Annotated in this window: 13 protein-coding genes; 8 read left to right on the forward strand and 5 right to left on the reverse strand. The window is 69.5% G+C overall.

Going from position 1 to position 13,399, the window contains the following annotated elements; genetic code table 11:
* Positions 1-37 precede the first annotated feature (37 nt).
* From J8403_RS07060 to J8403_RS07070, 3 genes are all read right to left on the reverse strand, one after another.
* Positions 38-1,297 (reverse strand): MFS transporter, encoded by a 1,260-nt coding sequence (locus J8403_RS07060; protein WP_211122390.1) that lies wholly within the window; start codon positions 1,295-1,297, stop codon positions 38-40.
* Entirely contained in the window at positions 1,294-2,433 is a 1,140-nt protein-coding gene (locus tag J8403_RS07065) for a PLP-dependent cysteine synthase family protein (RefSeq protein WP_211122391.1), read from the reverse strand. Before J8403_RS07065 ends, J8403_RS07060 begins: the two co-directional genes overlap by 4 nt.
* 140 nt (positions 2,434-2,573) lie before the next feature.
* Complete coding sequence (locus J8403_RS07070) at positions 2,574-2,999, reverse strand: hypothetical protein (protein WP_211122392.1); 426 nt, start codon at positions 2,997-2,999, stop codon at positions 2,574-2,576.
* Positions 3,000-3,189: 190 nt separating this feature from the next.
* Between J8403_RS07070 and J8403_RS44915 the strand changes: the two genes are divergently transcribed.
* Positions 3,190-3,687, forward strand: a complete 498-nt coding sequence (locus J8403_RS44915; RefSeq protein WP_485129831.1) for an MTB12 C-terminal domain-containing protein — start codon at positions 3,190-3,192, stop codon at positions 3,685-3,687.
* Positions 3,688-3,696: 9 nt separating this feature from the next.
* On the opposite strand, the gene J8403_RS07080 is transcribed toward J8403_RS44915, so the two are convergent.
* Together J8403_RS07080 and J8403_RS07085 are read right to left on the reverse strand one after the other, a co-directional pair.
* Positions 3,697-4,893, reverse strand: coding sequence for an FAD-dependent oxidoreductase (locus J8403_RS07080; protein WP_211122394.1), 1,197 nt, complete (start codon positions 4,891-4,893; stop codon positions 3,697-3,699).
* Between the two features lie 102 nt (positions 4,894-4,995).
* A complete protein-coding gene (locus J8403_RS07085; RefSeq protein ID WP_211122395.1) occupies positions 4,996-5,694 on the reverse strand; it encodes a hypothetical protein in 699 nt (232 codons plus the stop codon).
* 99 nt (positions 5,695-5,793) lie between these two features.
* Between J8403_RS07085 and J8403_RS07090 the strand changes: the two genes are divergently transcribed.
* The 7 genes from J8403_RS07090 (at position 5,794) to J8403_RS07120 (ending at position 13,387) form a co-directional block, all read left to right on the forward strand.
* On the forward strand, positions 5,794-6,942 hold the full coding sequence (locus tag J8403_RS07090) for a cation diffusion facilitator family transporter (RefSeq protein ID WP_211122396.1): 1,149 nt from the start codon (positions 5,794-5,796) through the stop codon (positions 6,940-6,942).
* A gap of 434 nt (positions 6,943-7,376) precedes the next feature.
* Positions 7,377-8,795: an ABC transporter substrate-binding protein gene (locus tag J8403_RS07095; RefSeq protein WP_246585740.1), complete on the forward strand. Its 1,419-nt coding sequence runs from the start codon at positions 7,377-7,379 to the stop codon at positions 8,793-8,795.
* Positions 8,796-8,874: 79 nt separating this feature from the next.
* Positions 8,875-9,543: a haloacid dehalogenase type II gene (locus tag J8403_RS07100; protein ID WP_211122397.1), complete on the forward strand. Its 669-nt coding sequence runs from the start codon at positions 8,875-8,877 to the stop codon at positions 9,541-9,543.
* Between the two features lie 5 nt (positions 9,544-9,548).
* Entirely contained in the window at positions 9,549-10,826 is a 1,278-nt protein-coding gene (locus J8403_RS07105; protein ID WP_211128123.1) for an NAD(P)/FAD-dependent oxidoreductase, read from the forward strand.
* Positions 10,827-10,868: 42 nt separating this feature from the next.
* A complete protein-coding gene (locus tag J8403_RS07110; RefSeq protein ID WP_211122398.1) occupies positions 10,869-11,816 on the forward strand; it encodes an ABC transporter permease in 948 nt (315 codons plus the stop codon).
* Positions 11,803-12,702, forward strand: coding sequence for an ABC transporter permease (locus tag J8403_RS07115; protein WP_211122399.1), 900 nt, complete (start codon positions 11,803-11,805; stop codon positions 12,700-12,702). The genes J8403_RS07110 and J8403_RS07115 overlap by 14 nt, the downstream gene beginning before the upstream one ends.
* Positions 12,692-13,387, forward strand: coding sequence for a GntR family transcriptional regulator (locus J8403_RS07120; protein ID WP_211122400.1), 696 nt, complete (start codon positions 12,692-12,694; stop codon positions 13,385-13,387). Before J8403_RS07115 ends, J8403_RS07120 begins: the two co-directional genes overlap by 11 nt.
* Positions 13,388-13,399 lie beyond the last annotated feature (12 nt).

Below are 13,399 nucleotides of genomic sequence, written 5' to 3' on the forward strand. Positions count from 1 at the left end.
TCCGGATCGTGTGAGCCCGCCGCCCGGCCCGGCGCCGTCACCCCGGTACCGGCACCGGGGCCGGGCCCGGGGTGAGGCGACCGGTGCGGTGCAGGCCCGCCACCGCGGCCGCGCACCCCAGGCCGGTGGCCGCCATCGCCGCCCACGGCAGCCATGGCACACCGGTGTCGAAGAGCGCGCCGACGGCGAGGTTCCCCAGCGAGATGGCGATACCGGAAGCCGTGTTGTAGGCGCCGTAGTACGTGGCGACCAGCCGGTCGCCCGCGAGCCGGACGATGGTGTCCATCTCGAACGGGTAGAGCAGCGCACCGCCCAAGGCCAGCAGCGCCGCGCATACGGTGAGGCTGACGACCCCCGCCACCAGTCCGGTCCTGCCGCCGTGCGGTACGAACAGCATCGGTACGAAGGCGACTCCCATCAGGGCCAGTCCGCAGGCGATGGCCCGTGGCCCGGGAAGGTTCCGCTTGGCCCAGGCGGTGAGCTTCAGCTGTCCCGCGAGCGCCGCGAGGGCCGAGACGGCGAAAACCGCTCCGGTGACCTGGCCCGTATGGGTGCCGAACAGTTCCCGGGCTCTGAGCGGGAGGGCGAGATAGACCTGGAAGGCCAGCACATACGAGCCGGTCATCGCGGCGGCGAACAGCAGGAAGGGCCGGTTGGCCGCGATGGTGCGCCAGTCGGCCGACACCGCCCGCCAGGCCGGTTCGGTACCGCGACCGGCCGGTGGACGGGCGGGCAGGGCACGGGCCTGGAGCAGGGCGAGGAGGCCGAAGATGGCCGCGGACACCGCGCACACCGCGCGGAAGTCCCAGCTGAGCAGGGCCAGTCCGGCCAAGGGGCCGACCAGGATGCCCGCCTGGTAGAAGACGTTGAAGGTGGCGAACGCCTCGACCCGCCGCTCTTCCCCCGCCTCGGCGGCCAGATAGGCGCGCACCGCCGGGTTGAAGAGGGCTCCGGCCAGGCCGGTGGCGGCGGAGGCCACGATCAGCGCGGGCAGTGTGTCGACCAGTCCGAGCAGGGCGAAGGCCACCGTACGGAGGGCGCATCCGGCCAGGATCATCGGTTTGCAGCCGTAGCGGTCGGCCAGGGTGCCGCCGATGAGGAACATGCCCTGCTGGGAGAGGTTACGGACGCCCAGGACGAGGCCGACAGCCCAGGCGGCCAGCCCCAGACCGTGGGCGAGATGGTCGGCCAGGTAGGGCATCAGCATGTAGAAGCCGAGGTTGATGGCGAACTGGTTGGCCATCAACAGCCGCGCGCCGCGGTCGAAGGAGGCCACCTGGGTCCGCAGCCCCTTCATCGCGCACCTGCCCCGGCTCGGTCGTCGAGGGGTTCGCGGTCCCGGCCGAGCGGGTCGCGGACCCGGGTGCAGCGGGTCCAGCGGGTGACCACACGCTCATCCGGCTCGGTGATCTCGTCCGGTTCGGTGGGCGGCGCCTGGTCCAGCAGGTCGTGCTCGCGGCACCAGGCGTCGTTGTACACGGTCTCCAGATAGCGGTGCGGCCCGTCGGGGAAGATGGCCGCGATCCGGGCACCGGCGGGCACCATGCGCGCCACCCAGCCCGCGACCAGTGCCACCGCGCCCACGCTCCAGCCTCCGGAGACGCGGTGGCGGCGGGCCAGCCGGCGGCAGGCCCACACCGCTTCGGCCGGCCCCACCCAGTGGACCTCGGCGAATGCCGAGTAGTCGACGTTGGTGGGGTAGATGCTGGAGCCGAGCCCCCGCATCAGCCGGGTCCCCGCGGGCTGGCCGAAGATGGTCGACCCGACCGCGTCCACCCCGATCACCGTCAGGCCGGGGAAGGACTCGCGCAGCACGGCGGCGGTACCGGCGGAGTGCCCGCCGGTACCCACGGAGGCGACCAGGACGTCGATGCGGCCCAGTTGGGCGATCAGCTCGGTGGCCAGCGGGCGGTAGGCGGCGACGTTGTCGGGGTTGTGGTACTGGTCCGGGCAGTAGGCGCCCGGGGCCCGGTCCAGCAGTTCCCCGACCTTCTCGCGGCGGGCCTGCTGCCAGCCGCCTTCGGGGTGCGGGACGGCCACCTGTTCGACACGGGCGCCGAGGGAGGTGAGCAGCCGCACCACGGCAGGTTCCATACCGGGATCCGAGACGACAGTGACCGGGTGACCGTAGGTCAGCCCGGCCAGCGCCAGACCGAGGCCGAGGGTGCCGCTGGAGGATTCGACAACAGGGGCGCCGGGTGCGAGCTCACCACGGCGCCGGGCCTCGCGCACCATGTGCAGTCCAGGCCGATCCTTGATGCCGCCGGGGTTGGCGTCCTCCAGCTTGGCGAAGAAACCGCGCCCGGGCGGGGCGAACGGCTCGTCGACCCACAGCACCGGGGTGTTGCCCACGAGCTGGGCCGGGCGTCTGGCGATCGCGGGGGCGGTGGTGTGTACCCCGGGGAAGAAGAGTTCGAGCAGGGGGAGATCCATAGTCGTACAGCTCCTACGCGCCCCGCATCGGGGCGAGGCACGGCGCAGTCGGGTCGGGGGCATGCGAGCACGCCTCACCACGGACCGCCGCCCGTGGAACACAGCGAAGGCGCGGCCCGGTCAGGACGTGCGGGCAGCGCCTACACCCGCCAGACGCAGTGGAGCACGAGAGTGAACCGCCCGCGCGGGGCGGCGGCCCCCTGGGAGAGACCGGCCATGTACGCGACGGGACTCTCAGGCAGGGAGGGGAACAGCACCAGCCCGTCATCGGCGGGGTCGGCGCCCAGGTCGTCAGGGGAGCGAGCGGGGCCCCGCGGCCGGTCGGCGGCGTGATCGATGTGTCCGTGCGCCTCGTGCTCGTGTTCCTGCTCATGCCCGTGGGCGGGCGCGGCGGGCGCCGTGGCATGAGAAGACTCGACGGCGTCGAGACCGACATGCGACCCCTCGAAGGCGGCACCGTGCACCGCGCCCGCGAGATGGACAGCGATCAGCACCACAAGGCCCATCAGCAGGGCAGCACGGCCGGGACACCCGGTGAACGCGGGACGGCCCCGCAATCCGATCACGTACTCACGGTATCCATTTATGCGCGCTACGTAACATCAGCGGTCCGCTTGAGTCTCACCGTCACGGCGTGGACAGGGCTCGCACCGGGTACCCGCCGCATACGACCCAACGCGAGGAGAGGCGGTGGTCATCATCCGTACGCGACCGGCTCCGGCCTACGCAGCGGCAGCCGCGGTGTTCGCACTGACCGTGTCCTGCGCGGACGATGCGAGACCGTCTCCTTCTCCCACCTCCCGCCCGGCGTCCACGCACCCGTCGCCGACAACCCCGCAGCGGACATCCGCGACCGCGAGCACCCCCTCACCCACATCGACGGCGAGCGCCCCCGCGGATCCGGCCGATGCGAAAGCACAGATCCGCAGGTCCTGGTCCCGCTTCTTCAGCCCTCGGTCGTCGCCCGAGGACCGGGCAAAGGTGATGGAGGATGGATATCAGTACGAGCTGATGATCGAGGCATTGGCCAAGGATCCGCGGGCCCGCCTTCTGCGGGCGCGCGTCGACTCCGTGACGTTCACCTCCGATCAACACGCCACGATCCACTACACCCTCTTCTCCGAGGGGCGGAAGATCGGGCCGGCCGGCCCGGGGGCATCGGTGCGTCAGGACGGCGTCTGGAAGATCTCGTTCATGACGGTGTGCTCCCTGACGAAGTACGGCAAGGACGTCCCCCGGGCGGCCACCTGCTGATTCAGCGGCTCAGCGCGCGACGTACGCCGACACCGCGGCGGCGAGGCGCGGCGAGGCGAACCGCGTACCGCACACGAAGCGCAGTACCGGCCCGAAGGTCGCCGCCGCCGGCAGCCCGGTGAAGTACAGGCCGGGCACCGACGAGCAGAAGTCCTTGCCCAGGCTCGGGAAGCCCCCGGTTCGGTCCAGGCCGGCGCGCAGTTCGGGCGAGAGGAAGTCCAGCGCTTCCAGCCGCGGCCGGTAGCCGGTCGCCGCCAGCACATGGTCGGCCTCGACGACCCGCTCATGACCGCTCGCATCCACGGTGAACAGCTTCACCCCGGCCGCGTCGGCCTCGGTGCGGACAATTCGCCGGCCGGCCAGTATGGGCACCAACGCCCGCACCCGGCTCCTGAGCCACCAGGCCCCACACGGTCCCAGCACCTCACGCACCAGCCGCAGCCGCAGCCCCTCGGGCAGGTGCCGGAAGGCGGACGCATGGCTGACCGCCCCGTACAGCCCCCACGAGCGGCCCAGCGGGGTGTCCGGCCGCCAGTGCGGCGGACCGCTCGGTGCTTCACCGAAGACCACCTTCCGTCCGCGCACCAGCAATCGCGGGCGCGCCCCGGCCTCACGCAGCAGTGCCGCGCTCTCCAGGGCCGACTGTCCGGCGCCGACCACGACGACCTTCCGCCCGGCGAAGCCGGACACGTCGCCGTGCTGGCCGCTGTGCGAAATCCGCCCGTGGGGTGACGGGCCCTCGGACGCCGCCTCGGCCAGCGCACGTGGGACATGCGCGAACCCGGTCACGCCACTGGCGACCACGACTGCGGCGGCCCTGGTCTCCTCCCCTGAGGAGAGCTTGAGCCGGAATCCGCCCTGCTGCCGGTCCACCGCCAGTACCCGCACATACTCAACCTGGGGCACCAACTGCTCGGCGAACCACAGCCCGTAGCGGACGAACAACTCGATGGGCACCTGGTCGTGCTCGCCCAGCGGCGTCTCGCCGAAGCGGGTGCAGTGGTCGGCGAGGGTGAAACCGGATACGGGTGCCGCCAGAGACGAGGCACTCGGCGGCGACTTGAGCAGCATCCCCGCGGGCATGTTCTCGGACCAGCTCGCCATCGGCGTTCCGAAGACCCTGACCCGCAGGCCGCGTGCGGTGAGATGCGCGGTAGTGGACAGGCCATACGGGCCCGCGCCGATCACGACGACGGTCATGGACATGAATCCCCCTGAGCGGCCCCGTTGCGACGGCGACCGCTGTCGAAGATGAGCCTTGCGACGTGCGGCAACCACTCGCCGCCCCAGGCGGCCGCGTACGGCCCTTCAGGCGGTGGCGAGCGGTACGCCGGGAGGGGGACCCCGGCGTATGACACAGTCGGCAAGCAGCGGCCCGGCCGGTGAGGCGCGAGCCGACCCGGAGAACACGGGCATGGTCGGCACCGCCGGGACCGTCGCGTCGACGCCGAGCCCCGGAAAAAGCAACCGCCACAACCAGGCACACAGCGAACGCAGCTCCGACGCGGCCGTCCGGACGGCCGCGAGACGACCACTGCACACGGTGTGAAGCATGAGCGCCAGCAGCACGGTCATCACGACATGGGCCGCCACCAAGAGGCCTGCCTCGGTCAGCCGCCCGTGCGCATCCGCGGATCCGATGGCGAACCAGCAGCCCGCGACGGCTTGCGCCACGAGCGCGAGCCTCACCTGCCGGGCCGGTACGCTCGCCCGACCGGCGCCGAAAAAGGCGAGGACGAACAGGAGCGCCGCGACCGCGGCGCGCGCCGTCCAGGACGGGGAGGCGTCGAACACCACATGGTGGCCCACGAGGGCGAGCACGGTGTTCGTCACCGAGAACACGCTCGCCCACGCAGCCGTCACCGGCACCGGGCTCGGCGCACCGCCGGATCGGCGCAGGCTGGACACAAGGGTCAAAGGCACCATGGTCCGCTCATGATGCCGGATACGGGCACCCACTGTCACCAGGTAGTCACGAAACCATTCTGTACGATCCCACAAGTGCATTGGTGCACGCGTATGCACATAATGAATGGAGGGTGCCCGGCACCCCTCTCCCGCGGCACCACTCTCGCGCGGCGACATTCCTGAAAGGTGAGCCCATCCATGAAGGCCCACGAACACCCCCATCCCCCAGCTCCGGCGCATGCCCACCCCGAGGCCCCCGCATCGGCACATGGCCATGGGCACGATCACGGGCACGACCATGACCACGGGCACAGCCACGATCACGAGCATGGACACAGCCACGGCCACGGCCAGAGCCGCTGGTCCCGCTGGAAGCACCAGGTCACCCACGTAGTGAAACCGCACTCGCACGAGGCGGCGGACAAGGTCGACTCCGCGATGGAGTCGTCGGCCGAGGGCATGCGCGCCCTGTGGCTCTCCCTCGCCATCCTGGGTGCCACCGCGGTCTTCCAGACCGTGGTCGTCCTGATGTCCGGTTCGGTCGCGCTGCTGGGCGACACCATCCACAACTTCGCGGACGCGATGACGGCGCTTCCGCTCGGGGTCGCGTTCGTCCTCGGACGGCGCGCGGCGAACCGCAAGTTCACCTACGGCTACGGCCGTGCCGAGGATCTGGCCGGGATCGTCATCGTCCTCACCATCGCCGCCTCGGCGGCCGTGGCCGCCTACGAGGCCATCGACCGACTGCTGAATCCTCGCGACATCTCCCATCTGGGCGTCGTGGCCATCGCGGCGGTCGTCGGGTTCATCGGCAATGAATGGGTGGCCCGCTACCGCATCAACGTGGGGCGCAAGATCGGCTCCGCCGCGCTGGTCGCCGACGGGCTGCACGCCCGCACCGACGGTTTCACCTCCCTGGCCGTACTGGCGGGCGCCGGTGGTGCCGCGCTGGGATGGCAGCTGGCCGACCCGATCGTGGGGCTGCTCATCACGGCCGCGATCCTGCTCGTCCTCAAGGACGCGGCACGTGAGGTCTTCCGCCGCCTGATGGACTCCGTCGACCCGGCGCTCATCGACTCGGGTGAGGCCGCGGTCCGCCAGGTACCGGGCGTGCTGGGCGTGACGGAGCTGCGGATGCGCTGGATCGGCCACAAGTTGCGCGCCGAGGCCACGGTCGAGGTGGACGGCGGTCTGAGCGTGCAGGAGTCGCACACCGTGGCCGTCGATGTCGAGCACGCGCTGATTCACGCGGTGCCGCGACTCACCGCCGCCATGGTGCACACCGACCCGGTCCTCGGCCCGGAAAAGGACGATCCGCATCTCAAGTTGGCGCCTCATATGACATGAGACCTGGGCGGCCCCGGCCCGCCCTGCCGGGGCCGCCGTCCAGGGAATATCCAGACCAATCGGTGTGACGGTCATGGATATATTTGGCATGCCTTTTTACCGGGACCTCTGCCGCTCGTCCCAATTACGGTCCTGACGGGCGGGTGACCTGACGGCAATAGGTTGTTTACAAAATATCGTCGACAACGTATCGACAGCGCCGTCATCGCCTCTTACCTTCGTCAACCAAGCGCCACCTCCCCGATTCCGGCCATCACCCGCCGCGCCGGCTCCCCGGCGACTGGGAACGTCCAGTAGCTCTGATCGGACCAGTGACATTCATGAAAAAACCGCGCTTGGCTCTTGTACTGACGGCAACGACCCTGACGCTCGCGTCCTGCGGAATGGGTGGCCAGACACCCAGTGGCACCGGAGCCACCGGAGCTCAAAGCATCGTGATAGACGAGCCCTTCGCCCCGGCCGCCAATTGGGCCCTGGAGACAGATGACGCCTTCGTCCTCAGCAAGGCGGGCTGCCTGGAGACCCTGGTGAAGTACGAGACGGGCGGCGCGATCAAACCGATGCTCGCCTCGTCCTGGACGCAGACCACCCCGACCACCTGGAACATCAAGCTGCGCCGGGGCGTGAGGTTCCAGGACGGCACACCGCTCGACGCGAAGACCGTCGTCGGAGCCCTGAAGCACGCCCTCGCCGCGAAGACGCCCGCACCGGGCTTCTCGCCCGAGACGATCGACGGACTCGCGGCGGTGAGCGGTTCGACGGTCCGGATCACCACGCCCGGCCCTGATGCCCTCCTGCCGTACCGTCTCGCCTCGCCCAACACCGGAATTCTCGCCCCGAAGGCGTACTCCGCATCGTCCATCAATCCCAAGGGAACCTGTACCGGCCCCTTCCGGATCACCAAGGAAATTCCCCAGCAGGCGATTCAGCTCAAGCGCAACTCCTCGTACTGGGGAGGATCGGTGAAACTGGCCTCTGCCGAGGTGCGGTTCATCGCGGACGGCGCGAAGCGCGCCACCCAGGTGCAAACTGGCGAGGCCCAGATATCCAGAAAGCTCTCCGTGCCGAGCGTCCAGGACCTCAAAGGGAACGACGCGGTCACCGTACAGACCGAACAGCTTCCCCGGACCACGGAGCTCGTCCTCAACAACAAAAAGGCACCGTTCACCAACGAAAAGGTACGGCAGGCATTCCAGGCGGCGGTCGACACCAAGGCGATCACCAGCGCCGTGTACCAGGGAGCCGGGCGCCCGGCCGTAGGTCCGTTCGCCCCCGGTGAGCCCTGGACACCCGAGGGAGCCGCCCCGGTAAAGGCCGACCCGGCCAAGGCCAGGGCCCTGCTCGCCCAGGCCGGTGTGAAACCCGGGGAGATCAAGGTGTCCCTGATCGCCTACAACGAGGGAGCGGGCTTCTCCGACCTCGCCGCCGTCATCCAGCAGGAGCTCAAGGCCATCGGCGTGAAGGCGGCCGTCCGGACCGCCGACTACGCCTCGGTGGAGCCGGATCTCCTCTCGGGCGGATTCCAGGCCGCGCTGCTCTCCCGCAACCACCTCGGCGACATGCCCGACCCGGCCGGCTACCTGACCGCGGACTACACCTGCAAGGGGAACTACAACCTCTCGCGCTATTGCGACCCGAAGGCCGACACCCTCATCGAGAAGGCCGCAGCCACCAAGGACTCCAAGGCCCGCTACGCCAACTACGCCGCGGTCGCCGCCCGCCTCCAGTCCCGTGCCGTGAACGTCTTCCTCGCTCACGAGACCGAGTCCGTCGCCGTCGCCTCCGGCATCAAGGGCTTCGCCGTCCACCCGTACTACACCCTCACCGCGAACCTCTCCCTCGGCACGAAGTGACCCCCACGGCCTACACCCGCCGCACACGCCCGAACGCACACCCACCGCACACACCCATCGCACGCAGAAGGAGTACCTCGTGATCGACTTCCGGCCCAAGTACATCACCTTCGACTGCTACGGCACCCTCACCGCCTTCGGGATGTCCGCCCTCACCCGTGAACTGTTCGCCGACCGGGTCGCCGCCGACCGGATGGAGGACTTCCTCGACGACTTCGAGGCATACCGGATCGACGAGGTGCTGGGCGCCTACCAGCTCTACCCCGACGTCATCAAGAACGCCCTGAAGCGGGCCTGCAACCTGTGGAACATCGAATACCGCGACGGGGACGGCACGGCCATCGTCGCCGCGGTGCCCTCCTGGGGCCCGCACCCCGATGTGCCGGACGCGCTGCGCACCCTCGCCGAGAGCTATCCGTTGGTCATCCTCTCCAACGCCGCCAATGACCAGATCGGCGACAACGTCGAGAAGCTGGGCGCCCCGTTCCACGCCGTCTACACGGCCGAGCACGCACGTGCCTACAAGCCGCGCCTCCAGGCGTTCGAGTACATGCTGGAGCAGCTGGAGTGCGGTCCCGGCGAAATCCTGCACGTCTCATCAAGCCTGCGCTACGACCTCATCCCGGCCCACGATCTGCGGATCCCCAACAAGGTCTACGTCAACCGGGGTTATGAGCCCAGCGTGCCGTACTACGGCTATCACGAGGTCTCGGTCCTGTCCGAACTGCCCGCGCTGCTCGGGCTGTGAGCGCCGTGAAGACCGTTCCGTACTGGCTGGACACGGCCCCGGCCGGCCCCGACCGCAGCGCCGTGGAGATCGGTGGCCGCACTGATGTGGCGATCGTGGGCGCCGGGCTGACCGGGCTGTCCGCCGCCCTCCACCTCGCCCGCAAGGGCGCCCAGGTAACCGTCCTGGAGCAGGAGACGGTGGGCTGGGGCGCGTCAGGGCGCAACGGCGGCATGTGCACCACGGGGCTGGCCATCGGCTTCCTCACCGCCGTGGAGCGCTATGGCCTCCCCACCGCCAAGGCGGCCTACCTCGCCTACAACGAGGCCATCGACACCGTCGAGAAGCTGGTGGACGAGGAGTCCATCGACTGCGACTTCTCCCGCACCGGGAAGCTCAACCTCGCCTGTAAGCCCGCGCACTACGAGCGGCTGGCCCGCACCCATGAGGCGCTCGCCGACCTGATCGGCTACAAGACCCAGCTGATCCCCAAGAGGGACATCAGGTCCGAGATCGGGTCCGATCACTACCACGGCGCGATGGCCGACCCTCAGGGAGCGGGTCTGCACGTGGGCAAGTTCGTCCGCGGTCTCGCCGAGGCCGCGGCGAACCTGGGGGTGCGGATCCATGAGAAGGCGCCGGTGACCAAGGCGCGCCGGATCGGCGGCTCGACGCACGATCTGACCACCTCGGTCGGCACCTTGCGCGCCGACAATGTGCTGGTCGCCACGAGCGGCTATACCGGGTCCCCGTTCCGCTGGCTGCGCAACCGCATCGTCCCCGTCGGTAGCTTCATCATCGTCACCGAACCGCTGCGGCAGGAGGTGGTCGACGAGCTGATGCCCACCCGCCGGATGGCCTCCGACTCCAAGAACATCCTCTACTACTTCCGCATCACCCCCGACAACCGGCTGCTGTTCGGGGGGCGGGCCCGGTTCGCCATGTCCAATCCGCAGTCGGACGCCAAGAGCGGGCAGATTCTGCGCAAGGGCATGCTCTCGGTCTTTCCTCAGCTCGACGGCGTGCGCATCGACTACCTCTGGGGCGGTCTGGTCGACATCAGCCTCGACCAGATGGTCCATTCCGGCGAGCGGGACGGGCTCCACTACTCCGTGGGCTACTCCGGCCACGGGGTCCAGATGGCCACCCACATGGGTAAGCAGATGGCCGAGGTCATCGACGGCAGGCCCGAGGCGAATATCTGGCGCGGGATGAAATTCCCCCGCGTGCCCGGACACTTCGGGCCGCCCTGGTTCCTGCCGTTCGCCGGGGCCTACTACCGGGCCCTCGACGTCATCAAGTAGCCCACCGCCCATGCCGGAAGAGCCCGGAAGGAGGAGTGAACGATGGTCAGATTCGCCGTACGGCGGCTTCTGGTTCTGCTGATCACCCTGCTCGCCGTATCAGCGGCTACCTTCGCCATCCCGTACGCCTCAGGCGGCGATCCCGTCCGGACGATCCTGCGGTCCAGGGTCTCCGACCAGGCCCTCGACCCCTCGGCGCTCGCGGCCCTGCGCTCCGAGCTCGGGCTCGACCGGCCCATCCTCGTCCAGTATCTGAACTGGCTCGGCCGGGCGGCACGGGGCGACTTCGGAGTGTCCTTCACCAGCCGTACCCCGGTCGACCAACTGCTGGGCAGCGCACTGGGGGTGTCGGGCACACTCGCCGTCATCGCCATCGGCCTGGCCTTCCTCGCGGCCCTGCCCCTGGGCACCCTCGCCGCGATGCGGCCGGGGAAGCGGCTGGACAACGGGGTGACGGTGCTGACACAGAGCTTCGTCGCCGTCCCCGAATACTGGCTGGCCCCCGTCCTCGTGCTGGTCTTCTCCCGCTACCTCGGCTGGCTGCCGTCCGCCGGGTGGCGGGACCCCACCTCGATCATCCTGCCGGCGATCGTCCTGGCGCTGCGGCCGATGGCGTACTTCGCCCAGGTCACCCGGGCCGCGATGAGCGACGTCCTCGCATCGCCGTATATGACCGCCGCCCGCAGCCGGGGGCTGAGCGGACGCCAGGCCCTACTGCGGCACGGGCTCCGCAACGCCCTGCTGCCGGTGATGACGCTCTTCTCTCTGTGGTTCGCGGGGCTGCTCGGCGGATCGGTGGTCGTGGAGGTCATCTTCGCCATCCCCGGAATGGGCCGACTCGTCTACAACGCCGTGATCAACCACGACATCCCGCTGATCCAGGGCGGAATCCTGTCCATCGTGGCGCTGGCGGTGCTCATCACCACCGCGACCGACTTTCTCTACGCACTGATCAACCCGGCCGTAAGGGTACGCGATGGCGCTGTCTAGCTCTCTCCCGCACAGTCCGGTCCCCGCGACACAGCGCCTCGCGCGCTGGACCGCCGCCTCCCTGCACGCGGTCACCGGCCGGCACTGGACACAACGCTTCGGCGCCGTCGTCCTGACCCTGGTGCTGGTGACCCTGCTACTCACCCCGTGGATCGCCCCCTTCGACCCGGCGCGTCAGGACCTCACCCAGCGGCTGGCCGGGCCCAGCGCCCAGCACTGGCTCGGCACCGACCAGTTGGGCCGGGACATCCTCAGCCGACTGATGTACGGCGGGCGCTTCTCGGTCTCCATCGCGGCCGTCACCCTGCTGATCTCGGCCGTCGCGGGCACGGTCATCGGGGCGTTCAGTGCCCGGCGGGGCGGGATCGTGGACGAGGTGGTCATGCGCACCACCGATCTGCTGATCGCCATTCCCGACGTGGTCGTCGCGCTGTTCCTGATCGCGGCCTTCGGCACCGGCTACGGCATGCTCATCGCGGCCCTGACGATCGTGGGGTGGACCCCCTTCGCCCGGCTGATGCGCGGCCTCGCCCTGGAGATCAACAGCCGGGAGTACATCGAGGCCGCCGAGGCACTGGGCTGCTCCAAACCCTTCATCATCTTCCGCCACGTCATCCCCAACGCACTGCGGCCCGTGCTTTCCCTGGGCTTCCTGCGGTTCGGCCACAAGCTCATCACCGTAGGAGGACTGTCCTATTTGGGACTGGGCGTGCAGCCCCCCGACTCCGACTGGGGCGCCATGCTGCTGGACGCCCAGCCCTATATGGAACGCGTCCCGCTGCTCGTGCTCGCGCCCGGCGCCACGATCTTCGTGACGGCGTTGAGCGTCACTCTGATCGGCCACGGCATGGACGTGGAACGCAAGAGGAGGACGGATGCCCCATGAGCCCGTGTCGGCGGCGCAGTCCCCCTCCCCGGTCCGCCGTAAGACGCTCACCTCACAGGTCGCCGACCGAATCCGGGCCGATCTCCTCACCGGTAAGTTCCCGCCCGGCTCCCAGCTCGGGGAGACCGAACTCGCCGAATCGCTGGGGGTCAGCCGCGGCCCGGTACGCGAAAGCCTCGCCCGGCTCGTCCACGAGGGGCTGCTGCTGAGCCACCCCCACCGTGGGGTGTTCGTGCCCTTGCTCAGCGAGGCAGACATCGTCGACATCTACTACGCCAGGGAAGCGCTCGAGGCCGCCGCCTTCCGCCGCGTCATCACCTCCCCGACATCACCCGGCCTGCTGTCCGCCCTCGACGAGACGGTGGACGAGCTCGCCTGTGCCACGCGGGTGGGCGACTGGTCGAAGGTGGCCGACCTCGATGTGCGGTTCCACTCCCTGGTGATCGAGGCGACCGGCAGCCCCCGCCTCCGCCGCATGTTCGACACCGTGATCGCCGAAACCCGGCTGTGCCTCAACCTCCAAGCCGATGCCGACCCCGCGCGGATGGACCTCCTCGACGAACACCGGGAACTGGCGCGGCTGATCGCGGGCGACGACGTCGACGCCGCACTGTCCACCCTCACCCAGCACTTCGCAGAAGCCACCGTGACCGTACGGAACCGCGTTCGTGCGGTCCGACGCTGAAAGGAACCCGGA

The organism is Streptomyces yatensis (assembly GCF_018069625.1).
In the GTDB taxonomy this organism is placed as follows: domain Bacteria; phylum Actinomycetota; class Actinomycetes; order Streptomycetales; family Streptomycetaceae; genus Streptomyces; species Streptomyces yatensis.

What these genes read in the sequence shown, in the direction of transcription:
- J8403_RS07065 (WP_211122391.1), bottom strand. Translation starts at nt 2,433, where the DNA reads ATGGATCTCCCCCTGCTCGAACTCTTCTTCCCCGGGGTACACACCACC.
- J8403_RS07060 (WP_211122390.1), bottom strand. Translation starts at nt 1,297, where the DNA reads ATGAAGGGGCTGCGGACCCAGGTGGCCTCCTTCGACCGCGGCGCGCGG.
- J8403_RS07120 (WP_211122400.1), top strand. Translation starts at nt 12,692, where the DNA reads ATGCCCCATGAGCCCGTGTCGGCGGCGCAGTCCCCCTCCCCGGTCCGC.
- J8403_RS07110 (WP_211122398.1), top strand. Translation starts at nt 10,869, where the DNA reads ATGGTCAGATTCGCCGTACGGCGGCTTCTGGTTCTGCTGATCACCCTG.
- J8403_RS07080 (WP_211122394.1), bottom strand. Translation starts at nt 4,893, where the DNA reads ATGTCCATGACCGTCGTCGTGATCGGCGCGGGCCCGTATGGCCTGTCC.
- J8403_RS07085 (WP_211122395.1), bottom strand. Translation starts at nt 5,694, where the DNA reads ATGCACTTGTGGGATCGTACAGAATGGTTTCGTGACTACCTGGTGACA.
- J8403_RS07090 (WP_211122396.1), top strand. Translation starts at nt 5,794, where the DNA reads ATGAAGGCCCACGAACACCCCCATCCCCCAGCTCCGGCGCATGCCCAC.
- J8403_RS07115 (WP_211122399.1), top strand. Translation starts at nt 11,803, where the DNA reads ATGGCGCTGTCTAGCTCTCTCCCGCACAGTCCGGTCCCCGCGACACAG.